At 71.4% G+C, this 14,468-nt stretch carries 14 protein-coding genes; 2 read left to right on the plus strand and 12 right to left on the minus strand.

Translation table 11 applies throughout. From position 1 onward, the window contains the following. Positions 1–14: 14 nt before the first annotated feature. The 3 genes from ACFVVA_RS19465 to ACFVVA_RS19475 all read right to left on the minus strand — a co-directional run bounded on the left by ACFVVA_RS19465 (position 15) and on the right by ACFVVA_RS19475 (position 1,723). Positions 15–656, minus strand: coding sequence for a TetR/AcrR family transcriptional regulator (locus tag ACFVVA_RS19465; protein ID WP_387691036.1), 642 nt, complete (start codon positions 654–656; stop codon positions 15–17). 242 nt (positions 657–898) lie between these two features. Further along, positions 899–1,306: a YccF domain-containing protein gene (locus ACFVVA_RS19470; protein WP_387691038.1), complete on the minus strand. Its 408-nt coding sequence runs from the start codon at positions 1,304–1,306 to the stop codon at positions 899–901. Positions 1,307–1,321: 15 nt separating this feature from the next. Continuing rightward, positions 1,322–1,723 carry a YccF domain-containing protein gene (locus tag ACFVVA_RS19475; protein WP_387691040.1) on the minus strand — a complete coding sequence of 134 codons (402 nt, stop codon included), beginning with the start codon at positions 1,721–1,723 and terminating at the stop codon, positions 1,322–1,324. Between the two features lie 271 nt (positions 1,724–1,994). Between ACFVVA_RS19475 and ACFVVA_RS19480 the strand changes: the two genes are divergently transcribed. Then, positions 1,995–2,687 (plus strand): hypothetical protein, encoded by a 693-nt coding sequence (locus ACFVVA_RS19480; protein ID WP_387691042.1) that lies wholly within the window; start codon positions 1,995–1,997, stop codon positions 2,685–2,687. Between the two features lie 37 nt (positions 2,688–2,724). Next, positions 2,725–3,048 carry a hypothetical protein gene (locus tag ACFVVA_RS19485; protein ID WP_387691044.1) on the plus strand — a complete coding sequence of 108 codons (324 nt, stop codon included), beginning with the start codon at positions 2,725–2,727 and terminating at the stop codon, positions 3,046–3,048. 574 nt (positions 3,049–3,622) lie between these two features. On the opposite strand, the gene ACFVVA_RS19490 is transcribed toward ACFVVA_RS19485, so the two are convergent. The 9 genes from ACFVVA_RS19490 to ACFVVA_RS19530 all read right to left on the minus strand — a co-directional run bounded on the left by ACFVVA_RS19490 (position 3,623) and on the right by ACFVVA_RS19530 (position 14,468). Next, positions 3,623–5,716, minus strand: coding sequence for an NB-ARC domain-containing protein (locus tag ACFVVA_RS19490; RefSeq protein WP_387691046.1), 2,094 nt, complete (start codon positions 5,714–5,716; stop codon positions 3,623–3,625). Continuing rightward, positions 5,716–7,641: a glycoside hydrolase family 15 protein gene (locus tag ACFVVA_RS19495; protein ID WP_387691048.1), complete on the minus strand. Its 1,926-nt coding sequence runs from the start codon at positions 7,639–7,641 to the stop codon at positions 5,716–5,718. Before ACFVVA_RS19495 ends, ACFVVA_RS19490 begins: the two co-directional genes overlap by 1 nt. Before the next feature lie 33 nt (positions 7,642–7,674). After that, the gene (locus ACFVVA_RS19500) at positions 7,675–8,124 is read right to left on the minus strand and encodes a hypothetical protein (protein ID WP_387691050.1); all 450 of its coding nucleotides are present in this window, start codon (positions 8,122–8,124) and stop codon (positions 7,675–7,677) included. After that, positions 8,121–9,071 carry a hypothetical protein gene (locus ACFVVA_RS19505; protein WP_387691051.1) on the minus strand — a complete coding sequence of 317 codons (951 nt, stop codon included), beginning with the start codon at positions 9,069–9,071 and terminating at the stop codon, positions 8,121–8,123. The genes ACFVVA_RS19500 and ACFVVA_RS19505 overlap by 4 nt, the downstream gene beginning before the upstream one ends. A gap of 74 nt (positions 9,072–9,145) precedes the next feature. After that, a complete protein-coding gene (locus ACFVVA_RS19510; RefSeq protein WP_387691053.1) occupies positions 9,146–9,397 on the minus strand; it encodes a hypothetical protein in 252 nt (83 codons plus the stop codon). Then, the gene (locus tag ACFVVA_RS19515) at positions 9,394–9,915 is read right to left on the minus strand and encodes a hypothetical protein (RefSeq protein ID WP_387691055.1); all 522 of its coding nucleotides are present in this window, start codon (positions 9,913–9,915) and stop codon (positions 9,394–9,396) included. The genes ACFVVA_RS19510 and ACFVVA_RS19515 overlap by 4 nt, the downstream gene beginning before the upstream one ends. 29 nt (positions 9,916–9,944) lie before the next feature. Beyond that, positions 9,945–11,432, minus strand: coding sequence for a Mur ligase domain-containing protein (locus tag ACFVVA_RS19520; RefSeq protein ID WP_387691056.1), 1,488 nt, complete (start codon positions 11,430–11,432; stop codon positions 9,945–9,947). A gap of 127 nt (positions 11,433–11,559) precedes the next feature. Beyond that, on the minus strand, positions 11,560–12,975 hold the full coding sequence (locus ACFVVA_RS19525; RefSeq protein WP_387691057.1) for a glutamine synthetase family protein: 1,416 nt from the start codon (positions 12,973–12,975) through the stop codon (positions 11,560–11,562). After that, on the minus strand, positions 12,972–14,468 hold the full coding sequence (locus ACFVVA_RS19530; protein WP_387691059.1) for an amino acid permease: 1,497 nt from the start codon (positions 14,466–14,468) through the stop codon (positions 12,972–12,974). The genes ACFVVA_RS19525 and ACFVVA_RS19530 overlap by 4 nt, the downstream gene beginning before the upstream one ends.

Raw genomic sequence — 14,468 nt, forward strand, 5'->3', positions numbered from 1 at the left:
CCGGCCGTGTGGGTTCACTGTGACGGGCCGGTCGGCTCGGGCGGCGCGCCGGTGGCGCGCATCGGCCCGGCCGGCCGGGGGTGACTCTCGATCAGGTCGCTTGTCGGGCACGGGAGTTGGTACATCGCAAGGATCCGGCGGCGGATCGGCTCCAGTGGGTACTGGTCGGCGTAGATGACGAGTTTGACCGTCACGCCTTCCAGCAGGCTGCGGAGCATGATCCCCTCCAGGTGGGGGTCCTCGGCGCCGCGGGCGTGGAACAACTCGCGGAGCCGTTCCTCCAGTTCGGCGAGCAGCCGGTCCTTCCTGGCCTCCGCCGCCGCGTACAGCGGATGCGTCCCCGGATCGATCATGAGGCCCAGGGCCATCTGCTGGACGTGGCGCGTGCGGTGGGCCGCCAGCAGTGCGCGGTCGATGATGGCGGACAACCGCTCGTCCGGAGTGCCCTCGACGTCCAGGACCTGGTGGACGCCCTCCAGGTAGCGGTCCAGCAGCTCGTCCGCGAGTGCGTGCTTGGTCGGGAAGTAGTAGCTGATCAGCCCGCGCGAGACACCTGCCTGCTCGGTGATGTCGGAGACGGTGGCCTGGTGGAAGCCCTTCCTGGCCAGGACGTCGATGGCGGCGGTGACGATCCGCTCGCGGGACGCTTCCCGCAACCGGGCGTTGACATGAGGTGAGCGAGGTGACACGCGGGCTCCAGGGCTTCGGCCGCCATGGCGGTTGACTGTACAGACATCCAGTCAACGGGACCAGACCGCGGGCTCGTTCGCCCTGGAAGTACTTCGCCGAGCAGGTTCACCCCTCCGCGTCCGCCCGGCTCTGCCGCGGGCCCGACCGGCGCAAACAGTGATGGCCGACGAGGATCTCCGTCCTCGTCGGCCATCGGTGCTCGTGGCGGTTACCGCGCGCCCCACTCCTGGTCGGTCGGCACGATCTCGCGGCCGAGCGGCATCAGCGAGACCGGGATCATCTTCAGGTTGGCCCAGCCGAAGGGGATGCCGATGATCGACAGGAACAGCGGGATGCTGGTGATCAGGTGCCCGATCGCCAGCCACCACCCGGCGAAGACCAGCCAGATGACGTTCCCCACGCACGACGCCGGCCCGGCGTCCGGCCGTTCCACCGCCGTGCGCCCGAACGGCCACAGGATGAACCCGGCGATCCGGAAGGACGCGATGCCGAACGGGATCGTGTTCAGACGCTCAGCATGGCGCACTTTCGCCGCTCCGCTTCCGGCTGGCACTGCCACGGGCCTGACCGGCGCAAACAGTGATGGCCGACGAGGATCTCCGTCCTCGTCGGCCATCGGTGCTCGTGGCGGTTACCGCGCGCCCCACTCCTGGTCGGTCGGCACGATCTCGCGGCCGAGCGGCATCAGCGAGATCGGGATCATCTTCAGGTTGGCCCAGCCGAAGGGGATGCCGATGATCGACAGGAACAGCGGGATGCTGGTGATCAGGTGCCCGATCGCCAGCCACCACCCGGCGAAGACCAGCCAGATGACGTTCCCCACGCACGACGCCGGCCCGGCGTCCGGCCGTTCCACCGCCGTGCGCCCGAACGGCCACAGGATGAAGCCGGCAATCCGAAACGAGGCAATGCCAAATGGGATGGTAATTACGAGCAGGCAGCAGATAATTCCGGCAAGCACGTAGGCAAGAGCCATCCAAATGCCGCAGAAAACCAACCAGATGACATTGAGGATGAACTTTAGGGCACTCATGCTTGGTACCTTCTCACGGCTGATGACGTTGCACTACGACCGTGCCATGCCCGCTGGCGAGCGTGTCTACGCCCTTAGGGGTAGTACCTCAGGGATCGGTCCGGGTTGCAGCCTCAGATAGGGACTCCTTCGGGTTCAGTGCCGGCAAAGGAGGGCCAGGTGCGCGGGCGGCCGACTACGAGAGACTGGTTAGATGCCTGCGGTCGGCGCCAGAGTGAGGTGCGCCGCGGTCCGGCCAAGACCGTTTGCCGTTTCAGCTATCGTGTCAGCCATGAGGCTGATCGAGCTGGAGCGCATCACCGCCCGCTCGTACGCAGGCGCGCCCGGCAGAGTGACCGTAGTGCCGATCGACGAACGGGCTGTGATGGCCCCTCGGGCCATCGGAGAGACGGTCTGGTACGAGCTCTCCGAGGACATCCTGGCCGGGCTCCGCGGGGCTCCCACCGCATATCCCCCCTCGGTTGTGAAGGACAGCGGCGCGCCCGCGAGCCTGATGATGCTCAGCAACGCAGTGCATCGAGTAGTCGACCTCGTGGTGGTCGATGGGCAGCATCGGAGCTCCAGCGTCAGCACGCTGCTGGAGCCCGGTAGGTGGCGCCGTGTCCCGCTGACCTTCCTCGGCGCGCTGCACGATTACGCGCTTCATGGCATCCATCCCGCCACTACCTATTCGGACGCCGCAGTGCCGTGGGTGGTGGAGGCCAAGGCATACTCCAGCGCTTTGGCCGTTCTGCAATCCGGCTACGAACTCGCAGCCGCGCTGGAAGCCCGTCGGATTCCTCTCCGGGAGGTCGCGCCGACGACGCTGCGGCTGGATGCCGAGGGCTTGCCGGAGCCGCTGGCCATTGCCTGCGGAATCACCCGCCTCCGGAGACCGCTGATCCCCAGGGCACCCGGGCGCACCGGCGCGGCCAGCCGCTTCGGGGTGGGCGTCTGCGAGTTGGACGTCAGCCTGGCCGCGTGATTCCACCCCTCCAGCTTGTCGTCTACTGGAGGAAATCATGCAGTTCATGGAGCTGCCGTGGTCGGAGGAGGTCACCGTCAAGGTGATCGTGTTCCTCGTGACCGCGGTATCGGAGTGGTTGTTGCAGATCGTCAAGGGCCGGTTCCGAGGGGCCGCGCAGCTCCCGCCCAGCGAGCCATCGGGGACGGCGGTGCGGCGTCAGCGCCGGTCCCGGCGGTCGTCCCGGCGGCTGGGCGAACTGAAGCGGGCGAAGGCCCGGCTCGACCGCGCGCCGAAGCCGCGGCCGCCGGTGAGCGGCCGGCACGGTATCGAGCGGCGCCGGACCAGGCAGCGCCGCCGGCCGGGCAACCGCGCGTCGTGACCTGCGGTTGATGTTCATCGGCGCCCGGTCGCTTAGCGGTGACCGGGCGCCCGCCCAAGGTCCGTGGCCTCCTCCGCGAGGACAGGGCTGCACCGCTGTCTGCCCGAACTCCAATAGGCGGATGGCCTGATCGTGGACGAGACTGTCAGCGCGATGGCGATCGTCGGACCTCCGCGTATGCGGAGCGGACGGCGCGGGGTCCAGGCCCAGCTCCGCCATCGACGGCGGACTCCTCTTCGTGGGCCGCTGCCTCCGTGGGCTGGTCCGTTTCGGCCGCGGGGTCGGCTTCGTCTCGGCGCTGGCCGGGCGGGGACTGGGAGATGGTGCTCCTTCGGGCTTCAGGTGGTCGGCGCAGGGTGGCGCAGCTGGCGACGAGCAGCTCGCCGTCGGGTCCGTGGCCGACCACGCCGGTGGCGGTCGGGATGTCCGGTTCGGCGGCCCGAGCGGGTGCCGAGGAGCCGATCGTTGCGAAGTAGGCGAGGAGCGCGGCTGCTGCCATGGGGCGGAGGATCATTCGTCATCCTGGGAAGTGTGCGGAGGCCGGTACTTGCTCGGCGCGGTGGGTGGGCACAGGTCACCGGTTCAGAAGTGCGAGGAGCCGGTCGTGCAGGCGTTTCACGTCGCGGGTGGCGCCCAGGTTCCGGTACTGGTCCTGGCTGGAGCTGTACCAGTCGGCGGCGGATTCGGTCTGTCCGGTGCGTTCGGCGGCCTGCCCGAGGTACTCGGTGGCGTGGGCCGTCCAGTGGCGGTGGCCGAGGTCCGCGAACGCCCGCAGTGCTTCAGTGATGGTGGTGGTCGCGAGGTCGTGCTGGCCGGCGAGGGACTGTGCCTCGCCCAGGAAGACCTTCGCCCGGGCGACGTTCAGAGGGTCGGGCGGGGTGAGCGATTCGAGGTCGGTGAGGGCCTGCTGGAGCAGCGGGAGGGCGAGGTCGGTGTTGCTCTGGCGGGCGGCGGCGGAGCCGAGGAGGATCTCGGCGAGGCCGGCGCCGCGCCGGTCTATGAGGTCGGTGTAGAGCTCGATCGCGCGGGCGAGTTCGGGTTCTGCGGCGGGGTACTGCTCGGTCTCGTAGAGGGTGGCGCCGATGCCGGCCGTGCACTGGGCGATGCGGCTGGGGTCCTGGTCCTCGGTGGCGAGGGCGCGGCCCTCCTCGTAGAGCCGGAGTGCGTCCTGGTGTGTTCCGGCGCGCTTGTGCGAGATGGCGAGGGTGGTGGTCATCTCGTAGATGGCCAGGCGGTGGCCCCAGAGCCGGGCGAAGTTCAGCCCCAGCTTGTGGCAGGTGACGCTCAGGTCGGTGCGCCGCAGGCGGTGGAAGAGCGGCCACAGGTCGTGGACCAGGACCGTGGCCGCCTGGTGCTCGCCGAGTTCGTGGGCGGCGGCGAGGGCGGGCAGGACCGCGGGGGCGATCGTCTCCAGCCAGTCCTGCGCGGTGCGGTCGTCGGTGATGGGGACCGGCTCGGCGGGGTGGTGGCGGTGCTGGCGCGGCAGGATGCGGTGGTGCGGGGTGAGGCGCTGGACGGTGTCCTGGGCGGTGGCGATCAGGTGGTCGAGGTAGCACTGCACGACGCGCCGGCGGGCGTCGGCCGGGTTGCGGAGCAGTTCCCGGACCTCGGGGCGGATGCGGTAGACGTCGCCGCGCGCGCTCTGGCGGCCGGTGTGCTCCAGCAGGTGGCGGGCCGAGAGTTCGTGCAGCAGGTTCAGGGTTTGGGCGGCGGGGGTGGCCGTGGCGGCGGCCACGGCCAAGTGGTCGAGGTCGGGCGCGGGGATCAGGGTGGCGAGTCGCAGCAGGCGTGCCTCGGGCTCGGGCAGTGAGGTGAGGGCGAGGGCGGTGGTCATCGGGATGCTCTCCAAGTCGGGTGCGATGAGGGCGGGGTGGTGGACGAGCGGGCGCGCGGGGACGAGGACGGCCTCGCCGGCGGCCAGGCTCAGGGCCAACGGGTTGCCGTCGCAGGCACGGGCGAGGGCTTCGGTGGCGGCGGGCTCCGCGCGCACCCGGTCCTCGCCGAGGATCCGAGCGAGCAGCCGGACGGCGTGGACGGGCGTGAGCGGGGCCAGATGGTGGTGGTGCGCGCCGTGGGCGGCGAGCGCGGGCATCGGCGAGCGGCTGGTGACGACGACCAGGCAGTCGGCGTTGGCGGGGACCAGCGGCAGGACCTGGTCGGCGTCGGCGGCGTCCTCCAGCATCACGAGCAGCCGCCGGGTCGCCGCGGTGGAGCGCCACAACGCCTGCAAGTCGGCTGCCTGCCAGGGAAGGTGCCCTCCTTGACCTTCGCCGAGGCCGAGCAGCAGTGAGCGGGCGATCTCGGCGGCCGGGGCCGGGCCGCCGACGCTGTCGGCGCGCAGCCGGACGAGGAGTTGTCCGTCCGGGTACCGCTCGGCGTGCCGGTGGCTCCAGCGGGTGGCGAGGGCGCGCTTGCCGATCCCGCAGGCCCCGGTGATCACGATCACCGGGGCGGTGCCCTCCGGCAGGCCGGTGAGCAGCCCGTCCAGGGCGGCCTCGTCGTGCTCGCGGTCGGTGAACACCCGGGTGACCGCGGTGAGTTGCCGGGGAACCTGCCGCGGCGGCGCGGAGGGGTGGAAGTGGACGTCGCCGACCCGGCCGGCCTGGACGACGGGACCGCTCCGGGTGCCGGTGATGCGGTTGGACACGGACGGCACGGGGACGGTCATCAGCCGCACCCCTGCCGGACACCCACGACCGTGAGTGTGCCCTGCTCCCGCTCGGGGAGCGCCCCGGCGGGCTGGGCACGCTGGGCCGGCAGGTGCGCGGCGTCGCTGGCGGTCAGCCGCAGGGCCGCGCTGACCAGGGCGAGGTGGCTGAAGCCTTGCGGGTAGTTGCCGACCTGGCGCTTGAGCCGGGGGTCCCATTCCTCGGCGAGCAGGCCCAGGTCGTTGCGCAGCGCCAGCAGCCGGTCGAACAGTTCGTGGGCCTCCTGCACCCGGCCGATCATGGCGAGGTCGTCGGCGAGCCAGAACGAGCAGGCGAGGAAGGCGCCCTCGTGGCCGGAGAGGCCGTCGACGTTGTTGCCGCTCTCGTCGTGGGTGGGGTAGCGCAGGACGAAGCCGTCCTCGGTGGACAGTTCGCGCTGGATCGCCTCGATGGTGCCGATGACGCGCTTGTCGTCCGGGGGCAGGAAGCCGACCTGGGGGATCAGCAGCAGCGAGGCGTCCAGCTCCTTGCCGCCGTAGTACTGGGTGAAGGTGTTGCGCTCCGGGTCGTAGCCCTTCTCGCAGACGTCCGCGTGGATCAGCGCGCGCAGCCGACGCCAGTGGGCGAGTTGGTCGGCGGTGGTGGAGGCGCGGCGGCGCAGGAGGGTGATGGTGCGGTCGATCGCGACCCAGGCCATGACCTTGGAGTGGACGAAGTGCCGGCGCGGGCCGCGGACCTCCCAGATGCCCTCGTCCGGCTCGGCCCATCGGTCCTCTGTCCAGCGGGCGAGGGCGCGCAGCATCGCGTCGGCGTCGCGCGCGGGAAGAAGGCCGGCGTCCTCGGCGGCGAGGAGGGCGTCGGCGATTTCGCCGGGGACATCGAGCTGGAGCTGTCCGGCGGCGCCGTTGCCAACCCGCACGGGCCGGGAGTTCTCGTAGCCGGGCAGGTGGTCCAACTCGTTTTCGGGCAGGTTGTTCTCACCGTGGATGCCGTACAGGATCTGGAAGTTCGAGACGTCGGGGTCCAGGACGGCGAGCAGCCAGTCGCGCCAGGCTTCGGCTTCCCCGGTGTGGCCGAGGCGGGCGAGGGTGATGACGGTCAGGGCGGAGTCGCGCAGCCACACGTACCGGTAGTCCCAGTTGCGTTCGCCGCCGATCTGCTCGGGCAGGGAGGTGGTGGGGGCGGCGACGATCCCGCCGCCCGGGTGGCATAGGGACTTGAGGACGAGGGCGGAGCGGACGACCGCTTCCCGGTGGGGGCCTTGGTAGGCGCAGCGGGACGCCCATTCGTGCCAGGACACCTCGGTGCGGGTGCGCGCCGAGCGGGGGCTGTGCGGGTCGGGGGTCGGGTGGGAGGAGGGGGACCAGGTGAGGGTGAAGGCGATGCGCTCGCCGGCGGTGATGGTGAAGTCGGAGCTTGCACCGGCGTTGGTGATGGCGTGGTGGGGGCCGTCGAGCCAGTAGGAGTCGGGGTGGACGGTGGCGCCCAGGCGCGCGGTGGCGCCTCGCGAAGTGCGGGTGTAGAGGGGGGCGTGGGCGCCGTAGCCGGGGCGGGCCCGGAACGTCGAAGTCATCGTCACGGTGCCGCTCAGGCCCTCGACGCTGCGGATGATCTGGGGCGTCTTGGTGCCCAGCGGCATGAGGTCGGTGACCCTGACGCTGCCGGTGGGGGTGTCCCATTCGTGTTCCAGCGACATGGTGTCGTCGCGGTAGCGGCGCCGGTCGGCCGCCGCGGGCTCGCCGGCGGTGGTGGGGCCGAGGCGCCAGAAGCCGTGCTCCTCGGTGCCGAGCAGGGTGGCGAAGACGGCGGAGGAGTCGAACCGGGGCAGGCACGCCCAGGTGATGGTGCCGTCGTTGCGGATGAGGGCGCCGGTGGCGGTGCTGCCGATCAGGCCGTGGTCCTCGATGAGGGGCCGGGAACGGCGGGGCAGTGCGGCGGTGGGCATGGTGTTCCTGACGGGGGTGGGTCGAAGGGGATTTCAGGTCTGGGGCGCGTCCGGGGCGCTGAGATGGTCGAGAGCCGCCCGTACGGCGGCGGCGAGGTCGGCGGCGACAGCCAACCGCGGCATCGTGCGGAGCAGTTCGGCGTGGACGAAACGCTGCCCGCGCTCCGTGTGGTCGCAGCCGACGACCAGCGCGGTGCGCGAGAGGCGAAGGAGCCGCTGCCGGACGTCGCGCACCTGCTGCCCGCCGGTGGGGCACCACAGGAGGACGGCGCCGAAGCGCCGCAGGTTGTGCTCCTGCCAGCCGGACGGCGCTTCCGCGTGGGCGGCGGGTCGGGGGTTGAGGACGGTGCCGGTGAAGCCGGCCGCTTCCAGGAGGGCGATGGCCTCTCTCTGCCAGCCCGGACGGCCGGCGCCCGAACGGTCCAGGTACAGCGTCGGGTTGCCGTCAAGGGTGTAGTGCTGCGGGTACTCGACCAGCCTCATCGGGCACTGCCGGAGACGGCTGCCGGGCTGCTGTTGCCGAGCAGGAGGACCATGATGACGGCCTGGGTGCGAGTCTTGGCCCCGATGGCGTTGGCGGCTCGGGTGATGACGCTGCCGATCGTGGCTTGGCCGATGCCGGTCAACCTCGCGACGGTGGACAGCTCGTGGGCGGCAAGCAGGGTGAGTACCTCGTGCTCCCGCGCAGTGATTCTCGGGAGCGTGTCGGGCAGTGCCGCGCGCAGTTCGGCGGTGTCGAGGAGGCCGGAGTTGATGAGGTCGACGATGGTACGGGTGCGGTCGGTGAGACCACGGCGGCGCATCATCCGCGACATGAGGTTGGCAGCGCCGCTGGAGGAGCAGCCGAGCTGCTCGGCTACACCGTCGTAGGTGTGCCCGAGGGCGAGCTGCACGGCGACGTCGCGCTCGAACTGGCTGAGCTTGTCGGTGCTCTTGGCGGCCAAGCGGAGGGTTCCGGAGCCGCTGGTGAGGAGGCGGCCTGCGCTGCTGGTCCGGGCCTCGTGCAGCGTCGGATCGGTGGCGATGATCAGACAGGTCTCGACCGGGAGCCCGAGGGCGCCGGCCGCCGCCCGGTAGGGGTTGGTTCCCTGATCGCGGTGTTCTGCCGCGGACACGGAGGCGGACCACACGTTGGTGACGCGTTTGGCGGCGAGCATGGTGCTCACGTGTCGGCCGAGCCGCTCGGTGACCAGGGCGCAGGGGACGGCGATGGAGCCCGCGCGCATCAGCAGCCGCAGCAGCGGGGCGGGAACGGTGGCCGACACGGGGGCGCCTGTGGCCAGGAGGAACGGCTCGGCGCCGGACAGGCGGTCGGAGGGCAGCTGGATGAGGGCGTTGGCATCGACGATGACGCCCGCGCGGTTGATCAGGTGGCGGTCCAGATCGCGGGCCGCCAGTCCGTCGGCAGGTCGTAAGGTGCTGGTGCTCATCTACTGTCTAAGGTTGTCGGGGTGCGGCCCTGGCCCGAAACGGCCGCCATGGGGTGGTGCGGTGGAACGGGTGCTCAACCGGTCGGCCGAGGCGGGTCCTTCTGGGAGGAACTGGTCCGGCGCTTCGGCGTGGAACGAGCGGCGATCAGCCGGTCGGTGACGGCCAGGGTGCCGAAGGCGGCGACGGCGAAGACCGCCAGGTAGAGCGGCTGGGTGAGCCGGGTGCGGTGCTGAACGAGGTAGAGGACAGCGAAGCCGACCTGGACCCCGAGGAGGAAGCAGACGGCTCCGATCGCGGCCCGGCCGCCGGTGGGGCGGGAGTTCACGCGGCCTGGCCGCGTGGCGCGGCGTGGTACAGAGGCTCGGCGGGCCACGTGGGGTCGATGTCGCTGAGGCGGACCAGGCCGGCGAGGACGGCGGCGATGCTCGCCTGGATCTGGGTGCGCACGCCCAGCCAGGCACGCAGGTCCTTGCCGTAACCGCGCACGGTGGCGGCGGTGACGTCGAAGTCGGCCGCGAGCTCCGGGGCGGTGCGCCCCCCGACCCAGCCCACCAGGACCAGGTCGAGGCGCCGGGGCAGTTGGATGTCGGCGCAGAGGGCGACGCAGGGCTGCGCGGTGTCGGTGATCAGACGGTGCGCGGTGCCCCAGGCGACGAGCTGGGGCGCGGTGCGGGTGCCGGTGGCCGTCAGCAGCTCTGTGACGGTGGCGTCGACCTCGGCGCGCTCCAGGGTGAGTTCGGGGTCGGCCGCGATCGTGCGGAGGTTGGACTCGGCGGCGATGTGGCCGAGCAGGTGCATCTGCTGCCCGGTCAGGGTGTGGGCGGGAAGAGCTGTGGCGGTCATGGTGGTGTCTCCGGTGAATGTTGGGCGGCTCACGGGCGGCTGGCGCCCAGGGCATCGGTCTGGGCGAGGCGGTCCAGCAGGCGGGGGCCGAGCCGCTCGGCATGGGGGCCGGTCCCGACGACCAGGACGACATCGCCCTCCGCGGTCATCTCGAAGACCCGCTGCTCGGGGCCCGGTTCGCAGGGGCCGGAGCGGACGCGGTGGACCGTACCCGGGCCGAGGGCCCTGACAGCGGCCCGCTCGACGGCGTCCAGCGGGTCGGGCCCGTCGTGTCCGGCCAGCGGCGTGCTGACCGGCAGGAGCAGGACATGATCGGCGTCGCCGAGGGCGGCTCCGAGTTCGACGGCATGGGCGGTGGTGCGGGCGACGCCGTCCGGCTCCAGGACGACGAGCACGTCCCCCTCGGAGAGCATCCGGGCGGCCGTGACATCCTGGGCGACCTCGCGCGGGTGCCGGGCGCGGGAGTCCACGACGGTGATCCCGTCCCGTGTGCCGAGCACGGCCAGCGAGCGCTCGACGCCGCGGAAGGCGGCGAGGCGGTCCGCCACCGTCTGCGGGTCCTCGCCGGCCACGAGGGCGGTGGCGATGGCGGCGCATGCCGCCAGGGCGTGGTGGCGGCCGACGACCGGAACCGTGAACTGCTGCCGGGTGCCCCGATAGTGGAGGGTGAGGAGGTTGTCACCGCCGAGCCACCGGGGCGTGAGGACCCACACGTCGCAGTCCTCGGCGAGCCCGACGGTCACCACCGCCACGTTGGGCTCGGGCCGGTCCGTGAGTCTCTCGTGCACGATCTTGGCGCCCTTGTCCCACAGCGGCAGCACCACCGTGCCCGACGAACGGGCGAGGCTGGTGGCGTCGTTCAGCGCCTCGATGGTGTCCTCGAAATGCGGCGCGTTCCGGGTGGCGCTGGTGATCAGCGTGACCGCTGGTCGCGGCCGCCGGTACAAGGTCGCGGCGCCGGGGCCGTAGCTCCAGGACCCGAGGGGAGAGGCCTCGTGAGTGGTGGTGTCCGGGCACAGGTCCACCACCAGCCGCCGGTCGCCGCTGTGCCCCGGCAGGCCTTTGCGGGCGGGGGCGTTGAGGATCCAGCCCGTGTGGCCGTCGTCCAGCGCGACGGCGAGCACCGCCGCCGCCGTCGCGGTGTCGTGGCTGCCGCCGACGGCCACGAGCTGACCGCCGAACCCGGCGGTCAGCACCGCGAGCGCGTGCGCGCGGGCGAGCACCGGCAGCTTCAGCTCCTGAGCCCGGTCGAGTTCGGGGTGCGCAGCGGCCACCACCCCCGACCACACCACACAGGTCCGGCCCGCCTGGACGTTGCACGCGTCGAAGCCGACCACCACGCCCACGCCGGCCTCGCGCAGCCGGCCGGCGGCGGCGCTGTCCTGGTCGGCGGGGCCGATGCTGCCGGTGACGTCCAGGCCGCGGTCGGCCAGCCACAACGCCAGACCCTCCTGGCCGGGCGCGGTGACGTCGACCAGGTGCGCCTTGGCCAGCAGGTCGGGGGCGGGCTTCGCCATACCCTTCGCGCGGGGTCGGACGGAAACGGCGTCCATGCTTTCCATGGAGTCCTCCAGCAGGGTGAGGGGTGGGGTGGACCGGGCCGGTCGCGGGTCCGGGGGTGTGGCGCCGTGAGCGGCCCGGGGCTCATGCCTGGGCGAGACCGCGCTCCAGCTCCGCGTCGGTGACGCGGGCGGCGTGATGGTCCAGGTCCATCTGAGCGACGCGCGCCAGGTGCGCGACGACCGGCTCGCCGAAGAGGTCCCCGGCCAGTTCGCTGGTCTCGAAGGCGTCGAGCGCCTCGGCCAGGGACTGCGGCACCAGCGGCGCGTCAGGATGCTGGTAAGCGTCGCCGCTGGTGGCGGGCGGGGGCTTGAGGCTGGCCTCGATGCCGTGCCGGATACCGGCGATCACCGCCGCCAGGGCGAGCATCGGGGTGGCGTCCGCGCCCGGCAGGCGGACCTCCAGTCGCAGGCTGCGGCCGTGCCCGACCACCCGCACCGCGCACGAGCGGTTGTCCCGGCCCCAGGCGAGCCGGGCCGGAGCGAAAGAGTGGTCGGCGAAGCGCTTGTAGCTGTTCACGTACGGCGCCCACAACGGAGCGACCTCGGGCAGCACCGTCAGCAGCCCGGCCACCGCCTGCTCGCCCAGTTCCGATAGTTCGGTCCCGTCGGCCGGGTCGGCGGCCAACACCGTCCGGCCGTCGAAGTCGGCCAGCGACACATGCAGGTGTAGGCCGCTGCCGACCCCGGTGGACGGGGCTGCCATGAACGACGCCATCAAACCGGCTTCGTCCGCGATCGTCTTCGCGGCGTGCTTGAACAGCACGTGCTGCTCGCACGCTGCCAGGGCCTCCCCGTACGGGAAGGTGACCTCGATCTGGCCGGCACCGCCCTCGCCTTTGACGGCCTCGACCGGCATGTCCGAGCCCGCGAGGACCTCCCGGAGCCGGCGGCCGAACTCCCGCACCGTCGACGGCTGGTCCAGGGCGTAGTCGCGGTTGTCCCAGACGACGGGGCGAAGCTCTCGCCAGCCTGCGGCCGCAGCATCCCGGGTGGTTCCCTCGTACAGCACGAACTCCGTCTCGATCCCCACCGCCGGTACCACACCAAGCCCGGCGAGCCGGTGCAGCTGCTCGCTCAGCACCGTGCCCGGGCCCAGTGGGTGGGGCCACCCGCCGCTGATCGGCTCGGCGAGCACCAGCGCGGTGCCCGGCAGCCACGGCAGCAATCGGGCCCGCTTCGTGTCGGGCAGCAGACCGATGTCGCCGAAGCCGCTCGCCCAGGTGAACGGCCCGCTGCTCGGCGGAGTCATAGCCAGGTCGGTTCCCAGCACATACCCACACATCTCCGGGGACAGCGCACCCGACCGCAGCCGCTCCACCACCGTCCTCGCGGAGTACTCCTTGCCCTTGAGCCGGCCCTGCACGTCGACCATCGCCAGCAGCACGGTGTCGACACCGAAGTCGGCAACCAGCTGCTCCAGCGGCCCGGCCGGCGAAATTGCCGACGGGGCCGGGGGCTTGGCCGCGCGGATGCGGGCGGCCCGTATCGTCGCCCTCATACGATCTGCTCCTCGATCTCGGCCAGGTGCGGGTCCTCGACGACCGGCGCGGAGAACCGCTGGCCGGCCATCCGCCACCAGAGGGCCGCCAGCCCGAGGACGATCAGCAGAGTCAACGGAGCGTAGTTGAACGTCTCCACCGTCACGGGGTAGCGCTGCGGTAGGCACACCAGCACCATCAGCACCACCACCCACGCCACCGCGGCGGTACCCACCGGCCTGCTCCACCGGCCCAGGTGCCACGGTCCCGGGATGAACCCGTCTCGCTGCCGCAGTCGCAGGTAGACGGGGATGATGTAGCTGGGCGTCATGCCGATCACATTGACGGCGGTGACCGCTCCGTAGGCCGTCGTCGACCACAACGACGGCAGTGCCAGTAGGAACGCCACCACGACCGACAGCCACACCGCCGGCACCGGCACCTTGCGGGACGAGATCCGGCGCCAAGTGCCGGCACCCGGAAGCGCGTTGTCGCGCGAGAACGCGTAGATCATCCGCGAACAGGCGGTGACCGCAGCCGAACCGCAGAAGAGCTGGGCCCCGATCACGACGAGCAGCAAGCTCTTGGCGCCGTTCGGCCCGAGCGCGTCCAGGAAGACCTGTGCCGGTGGAACGCCAGCCGCGGCGGCCCCCGAGTAGTCCCGGACGGCGAACAGCAGGCCTGCCAGCAGCACGAATCCGACGACCAGGGAGATCCCGATCGAGCGGACCATGCCCTGAGGCGCGGCCACCCGCGCGTTCGTCGTCTCCTCCGACATGTGAAGGCTGGCGTCGTACCCGCAGAACGTGTAGCCGGCCAGGAGCAACCCGGTCGCGCTCACATAGACCGGGTTCGACCAGCCAGTGCCGTTCTCGAAGTGCGTGAACACCCAGGAGGGGGACTGATGGTGGGAGGGGACGACTGCGAGCACGCCGACGATCACCAGCACGCCCAGCACGTGCCACCACACCGAGATGCTGTTGAGCAGGCTCACCACACGGACGGCGACGACGTTCAGCAGGGCGTGGAGCAGCAGAATGACGGCGAAGATCGAAAGGACCAGCTCCGGATTCGGTTCGGTGCCCCACTGGAGTCCGGCGAATGCTGCGATGAACGAGGCGGCGCCGTAGTCGATGCCGGCGATGGCTCCCAACAGGCCGAGCAGGTTCAACCAGCCGGTCCCCCAGGCCCATCGAGGGCCGCCCAGTCTCAGGGCCATGAAGTAGAGGCCGCCGCTGGTGGGGTAGGCGGAGGTGACCTCGGCCAGTGACATGCCGACCAGCAGCACGGCGAGCCCGACCCCGAGCCAGCCCCACATCATCACCGCCGGCCCGCCTGTGACCAGACCGTATCCGTAGAGGGTCATGCAGCCGCTGAGGACGGAGATGATCGAGAAGGAGACCGCGAAGTTCCCGAAGGGGCCCATCCGACGGGTCAGTTCGGGCGTGATCCCGAGAAGTTGCAGGTGGTTGTCGTCCTCGGGGGAGAGGGGGTTGTGTTCAGAACGTGGCAC

It is taken from the genome of Kitasatospora sp. NPDC058048 (assembly GCF_042885555.1).
GTDB lineage: Bacteria > Actinomycetota > Actinomycetes > Streptomycetales > Streptomycetaceae > Kitasatospora > Kitasatospora lactacystinica.